This is a genomic window from Lonsdalea iberica (genome assembly GCF_002111585.1).
Lineage (GTDB): Bacteria > Pseudomonadota > Gammaproteobacteria > Enterobacterales > Enterobacteriaceae > Lonsdalea > Lonsdalea iberica.
Genome location: NZ_LUTP01000082.1, coordinates 1 through 5,616, shown reverse-complemented (window position 1 = coordinate 5,616; position 5,616 = coordinate 1). Strand labels below are relative to the sequence as shown.

Sequence of the window (5,616 nt, the reverse complement as noted above, 5' to 3'; positions counted from 1 at the left end):
CCTGAGACGCTGCAGCGCACGCAGTTTCGGGGCAACAGGCTTACCCGTCAGTTGGTGATATAACGCAAGGTGATCGCCCACATTACGGATGAGGCGCTGGTTATTCATCCAGGACGCCAGCATAGCCAGCGCGAGGAAAATCCCGCCCAGTAATCCGGCATAACGCCAGAACACCATTCTGCGGCTCACGCCACGTCGGCGCGGCAACGCCGGCAGCAGCAGTTCAGGCAGAGGCAGTGGCTCTGTGGTCACGACGACATCCGGTGGCAGCGCCGTCATGGACGTTATGTGCTGTTGCCAGAGATCGCCTGCGATACCGCTCACCGGCACCATGCACATACCCTGCACGCAGGGCTTCATCACCGGTAGTTCGCCCTGCCGTACCGACAGCAGGTCATTCACCGCGCCGTTCTGCCAGGCAAGCAGACTCTCCAGCCACAGACACTGACTCAGACGCGAAAGACGCCCGTCTGATCCGCTCTCGCTGGCCCACTCCGTCAGTGACACATTGCCCTGACCGGGCTGATACACCTGAATACCTGCCCGCTGGCTTACCGAGGTAAACCAGACGGGCTCAGCCTCCGCGCAGGCCACAGGGGGCGATACCCAGCTTACGGTCCACAGCGGGGGGAGAGTGCCAAATGCCACACGGCACTGGACGACTGCCCGCTGCCAGCCCCGCAGGGACTGGGTAAAATCATCACCGGAGGTATGCTGTTCAGGTACCACCGCCAGCATGACGGAGATTTGCGACACCAGGGCCGGGCGCACCAGGCTCAGGTGCTGTGCAAAGAGTGGCAGCTGTTCCGCATCCTTCACCCGCAGATACCAGCCCTGCCGGGTTTCCCGGTGACGGGAACCAGACACAAACAGTGGTGCATTGTCGCCACAGACGAGGATAACCGCCCCCTGAAAATTTTCCGGCGGCAGGTTTTCATCTACAATCTCACTGACAGCGGTCGTCCGCGCCTGAGAAGCCCCACGCTGGCGCCAGAACATCACCCCGGACACCAGAACAACCAGCAGGCTGAGTGCCACACGGCTGCCCGTGGACAATGGCCAGAATCCGAGGATGATCCACAGTGCCAGTACGACACCCAGAGCAGTTAACAGACTTTGGTACGCATCCCGCATCGCTTACCCCGGCCTGACAGTCTGGCTTACCAGTTCGGCAAGCGAAGACGAAAGGAAGAACCAGAGGGCGACGAGGGCGACAGCGGCCACAACCCAGGTCAGCCAGTACCCGCGACGGCCGCTACGCAGGCGTGATGCCCGGGCAACAATGGGGGCGTCCTGTGCCAGCGTAAAGGCTGGCACCCGCTCACCTAACGCCCGCACCACATCGTCACGTCGCTCATCGTCTTCGGCCCGGTATTGGCCAACAAAGCCCAATTGCAAAGTGCGGTACATACAGGTCAGCACCGCGATGTCTGGCGCCGTTTCTTTGAGCAGGTTGCGAATACGCTCCCACAACTCTTCGCCTGCATTCAGCGTGCCAAAAAAGTGCGCCTGAAGCGGGTCACGCCGCCAGGTCAGGTAACCGTCATCTGTGGATCCGCGGTTCAGCACGCTCTCATCAAGCAGCGCACACAGGGCATACACCATATGGTCACGGCTGATATCGCTGTAGCCCGCCTCCTTCAGCGCGGCTTTCGCCTCCAGCACCAGACAGCAGGCCCGGCGGTAGAGCCCTTCCCCGTCGCGGACCTCCTGTCCGCCCCGTAACTGACTGACCATCAGCCAGCCAGGGTAGAAAACACGCTCAATTTGACTCATTTCTGGTGTATTCATGTGCGCAGCACCGCAAAGAGTTCAAGTTTCACCTCCCCCAGTGAGCGCGGGGTATAGAAGGTGCAACTCCCCATCTCAAGCATGGTCCATGCCGCCTCCGAACTCAGATCCAGCGAGAAATACTGGTTCTCAAGACGTAGCGGAATTGCGGCCGGGACATGACTGACAGGTTTGATGGTCATCCCGCTCAGGGCTACATTCACCACCTCCGAGACATCCTCAAAACTGCCCGCCTTACACAACTGCGGGAATTTCACCTGCAGCTCATGGTTCGGCATGGAGGAGCGTACCGAGAGCCAGAAATCAGCCCCTTCGCGCAGGCGCGCATCGTGCAGAGCCCCTTTCCAGATTTGGTCGTGATGTTCCAGTTGAATGCTGACCACGCGCGATGGCAGGCTGGCTTCCAGTAGTTTGTCCAGCAACGTCAGCAACGGAGGGAAGACCCGTTCAGGGGCATCATGTTGATAAGCCGGAATGTCCCCGGCTTCGTGCTCCAGAGAGAACGTCAGCAGACTGCCGGCCAGACGCGCCATCTCCCGATACAGCAGTTCCGGGTGACGTTCAGGCGTCTGCAGCAGCTCCGCCAGCACCGGCTCGACGCTGTTCAGGGCATTGAGCAGCCAGAACAGGGAGACATCCGCGACCGCAAAGTCGGCCATCCGCTCATTGCTTTCACGGCGCATGGCCATCAGGCGACGGCGGCGTGCCTGCAGACGGACCAGCAGGTCACCCAGTTCGGTGGTCAACTGCGGGCTTGCAGAAATGGAAAGCATTGGCGGGATAAAGGCCGGGTCGCGGCTCCACTGCCCTTGCGCATTACGCACCAGGCGGGCAACCGGACAGGTCAGGTATGCCGAATTTTCCTGACTGGACAGACGCAGGGTCAGCGCATTACGCAGGATCGCGAGTTCCCCGCTTTCATGTCCGGCCAGTTCCTGCACCACCACACGCTCAGCTTTCCAGCGACGCGGGCGCTCATTATCCAGGCCGTTATCGAGGTTGCCGCCACTGGCGCTCAACAGCGGCAGCGCGACAACCACATCAACAGCCTCTCGGCCAGCGGCAACAGACAAATCACAGACCGGAGGCAGCGTGTCCGCCAGGTCGGTATCAACAAGGGTACCGTCCTGAAAGCGCACCACCAGACGGTTGGCGTTCAGGCGAGAGAGCGCCAGTGCAGCATCATCAAATTCTGCCGCAACCACGCCCCAGGGATGTGAAATACCCATCCGGGCAACCATGTCGGCAACGTGTTCATTCCAGCGGGCCTGCTGCTGGAACTGTTGCGGGGCCAGAGCGGCCCCATCCTCCCAAAGTGGTCGGTAAATTTTCATCCCTGACTTCCCCTCGCCTTATGATTTGGCTTTCGGCATCTGAGAAACCAGTGACAGGTTGACGTCCATCCCTTCCACCTGGAAGTGCGGGATGGCGAACAACCGGACGCGGAAGAAGCCCGGGTTGTCTTCGATGTCTTCGACAATCACTTTGGCGTCACGCAGCGGGTGAGTAGCCTGCAGCTCGTCACCGGGGTCAGTCATTTCAGTCACCAGACCACGAACCCAGGTGTTCAGCTCAAGCTCCAGCAGACGGCGATCTTTGGTGGTACCGATGTTTTCACGCTGGATAAGCTTCAGGTAGTGCGCGATACGCGACAGCAGGAAGATGTACGGCAGACGGGCATTGATGCGGCTGTTGGCCGTTGCATCGGCGGTGTCATACAGGGCCGGTTTCTGGGTGGAATTAGCGCTGAAGAAGCAGCTGTAATCGCGATTTTTGTAGTAGGACAGCGGAATGAAGCCCAGGTTCGCAAACTCAAACTCGCGGGTTTCCGGAATCATCACTTCTGACGGGATTTTGACTGATTACCGGTACCCAGATCGTACAGATGAATAGGCAGGTCCTGGACGGCGCCACCGGCCTGCGGGCCACGGATTTGTACACACCAGCCGTTGTTAATGAAGCTGCGTACCATGTTGGATGCGAACGCAAACGAGGCGTTGGTCCACAGGTATTTGTCGTGATCCGGGCCTTTCACTTCTTCCACATAGTTGAAGCTGCGAACCGGCACAGTGTCCGGGCCATACGGCAGGCGACCCAGCACGCGCGGCATCACCAGGCCTATATAGCGGGCATCGTCCGTCTCGCGGAAGGATTTCCACTTGATGTACTCCGCACGGTCGAAGTAGTTACCAATGTCTTTGATGGCCGCCACTTCCTCCATCGAATCCTTGAGGAAAAATTTCGGTCCGGCAGAGCCGATAAACGGCATATGCGCTGCGGCAGACACTTTTGAAATGTTGCGTAGCAGAGCAACATCCTGCGCAGACGCATCAAATTCATAGGCAGAAATCAGCGCAGCGACAGGCTCTCCACCCGGAGTGTCATACTCATCGATATAGGTATGTTTATACAGTCCACTCTGGATGATTTCCGGACTGTCTTCGAAGTCCTGACGCAGATCTTCTTTTGACATATCCAGCAACTCAACCTTCACGTTCTGACGGAAATCGGTTTTGTCGACCAGCGATTTCACGCCGCGCCACAGGCTCTCCACCGCCTGGAATTCTTCGCTATGCATTACTGCATCCAGCTGACGGCTAATCTGGTAGTCCAGCTCCGCGATATGGTGGTCAATCAGGTTTTTGTCGAGTTTTTCAACCTTTGAGCCCGATTTTTTCAGGCACTCCATGAACACCTGCATCCCCGCCGTTAAACGTTCATCCGCGGTCGCATCCGACATCGCCTGCGCGTCCTGCCAGATATCCAGCGCACTCAGCTCAGACACCGGGCTCAGGTTGATTTTTTCAAACAGGGACGCATAAACCCCGCCCGCAGCAGGACGTTCCAGCACGACACTCTCACTACCTGCGGCATTATCATTTTTTACAGACATCAACATCTTCCTTATTAATCCGTTAAATCATCGTGACCGTTATGGCTGTTTAGGTGCCAAGGCTGAAAGTTCGGCTCTGAGTTCTGCGCTTAACGCCGGGTCGAGCAGGATTTTTTCCAGCTCCTTTCGGAAAGCCTGGTTATCCAGCAGGTTCGCTTTTAAATCGCGAAGAAGATTGCGCATGGAAAGCATCGCCTTCAACTGGGGGATTTGCCGGGAGACTTGCTCCGGAGTGAAGTCCTTCATGCTCTGGAATGTCAGACTGATGTTGTCTTCGCTACCGTCATCAGCGAGCGTGTTTTTAACGGTCAGATTGACTTTGGGGGAATATTCGGAAAGAACAGAGTCAAAATTATTTTTGTTCAAGCTAACTTTTTTTCGCTCTGACAGAGGCGCGGCCTCTTGGCCATTACCGAAGTCGCCCGCCACCAGTAATTTCAGAGGGAGCTCCGTTTTCTTGCTCGCGCCCCCCGTATGCAAATCGAGTTTCAGATTAATACGCGCTTTAGGGATTTCAGACTGAAAGGAAGAGTTAGACATGGCTGTCCCTGTTCTATGGAGTGATAGAAACGGTCAATGCCAGTGAGAAATAAATAAGAAAAACTTACCCTGCCAAAACAACTTTCCGGTTCGCATCATCCGACGAAAAACAAAAATCCCGGAATTAAAAGCGGGCGCATTCCATCCACCAGCATGTCGACACTGTATTTTTGAGTATTTTTCTTAAATAAGAAATTTTCGGATAATACCCAATGGCCGGAGTTTATGAACGTTCCCTGCCAGATCGGAAACGAAAATATGTAACAGTTTTTTTATATTTATGTTTTTTAAAAATCACCGATCATATTTCTGATTTATAGTAATTTTCTTGCATAGTCACTTCAGGCCTTATGGGATAAGGGTGTTCAGCAAATGATCAATTTGGCTTAGGG

The 5,616-nt window shown here is 56.1% G+C and carries 4 protein-coding genes and 1 pseudogene; all 5 read right to left on the bottom strand.

The window, feature by feature from the left end; all coding sequences use genetic code 11:
* A partial coding sequence (locus AU511_RS16500) for an OmpA family protein (RefSeq protein WP_205756472.1) occupies positions 1-1,134 on the bottom strand: 1,134 nt, incomplete at its 3' end.
* A 3-nt stretch (positions 1,135-1,137) separates the two neighbouring features.
* On the bottom strand, positions 1,138-1,791 hold the full coding sequence (gene tssL / locus AU511_RS16495; RefSeq protein ID WP_094110331.1) for a type VI secretion system protein TssL, short form: 654 nt from the start codon (positions 1,789-1,791) through the stop codon (positions 1,138-1,140).
* Positions 1,788-3,125 (bottom strand): type VI secretion system baseplate subunit TssK, encoded by a 1,338-nt coding sequence (tssK, locus tag AU511_RS16490; RefSeq protein ID WP_094110330.1) that lies wholly within the window; start codon positions 3,123-3,125, stop codon positions 1,788-1,790. Before tssK ends, tssL begins: the two co-directional genes overlap by 4 nt.
* Positions 3,126-3,143: 18 nt before the next feature.
* A pseudogene (tssC, locus tag AU511_RS16485) lies at positions 3,144-4,690 on the bottom strand (type VI secretion system contractile sheath large subunit).
* 33 nt (positions 4,691-4,723) lie between these two features.
* A complete protein-coding gene (gene tssB, locus AU511_RS16480; protein ID WP_094110329.1) occupies positions 4,724-5,224 on the bottom strand; it encodes a type VI secretion system contractile sheath small subunit in 501 nt (166 codons plus the stop codon).
* Positions 5,225-5,616: the final 392 nt, after the last annotated feature.

What these genes read in the sequence shown, in the direction of transcription:
- tssL (WP_094110331.1), bottom strand. Translation starts at nt 1,791, where the DNA reads ATGAATACACCAGAAATGAGTCAAATTGAGCGTGTTTTCTACCCTGGC.
- tssK (WP_094110330.1), bottom strand. Translation starts at nt 3,125, where the DNA reads ATGAAAATTTACCGACCACTTTGGGAGGATGGGGCCGCTCTGGCCCCG.
- tssB (WP_094110329.1), bottom strand. Translation starts at nt 5,224, where the DNA reads ATGTCTAACTCTTCCTTTCAGTCTGAAATCCCTAAAGCGCGTATTAAT.